Source organism: Arthrobacter sp. 10T425 (assembly GCF_056393985.1).
Genome location: NZ_JBFTGZ010000085.1, coordinates 1 through 445, shown reverse-complemented (window position 1 = coordinate 445; position 445 = coordinate 1). Strand labels below are relative to the sequence as shown.

At 67.6% G+C, this 445-nt stretch carries 1 protein-coding gene; it reads right to left on the bottom strand.

Annotated elements, in window-relative coordinates; genetic code table 11:
* The coding region (locus tag AC1DDH_RS20635; RefSeq protein ID WP_476956239.1) for a hypothetical protein at positions 1 to 445 on the bottom strand (445 nt) is incomplete at both ends.

Genomic DNA, 445 nt, shown 5'->3' with positions numbered 1-445 from the left:
GCCATGGTCTTCCTGCGTCGGGTACTTCGCGATCCACTGCTTGCCCTCATGCCCGATTGTCATCTTCGGGCGTGCGCCGCCCAGATTGGTGTTCGGGCGCACCAGCCCAACCAGCGCCGGATCGACATGCCGGCGCTCCTGCAAGCCCCGGAGCACCCCGCGCGTCAGCGGCAGGATGTCGTAGCCGGGCAGCGAATAGGTCTTAGGCGGGATCTCCCGCGAGGTGCTGAAACCCAGATTGCCGATCGAGTCGCCCTCGCCGCGCAGCAGATAGCCCGTCAGGTCGGCCGGCGGGCCGAAGAGCCGGTCGATGACATAGCGGCCCCAGTCGTCAGGCATCGCATCGCGCATCGGGCCGAAGACACCTTCCAGCGCCGTGGTTTCGTAGACGCGGTCCACCAGCCGCAGTTGCACCGGGTCCAGTGCGAGCGCGTCCGGGTTGGTC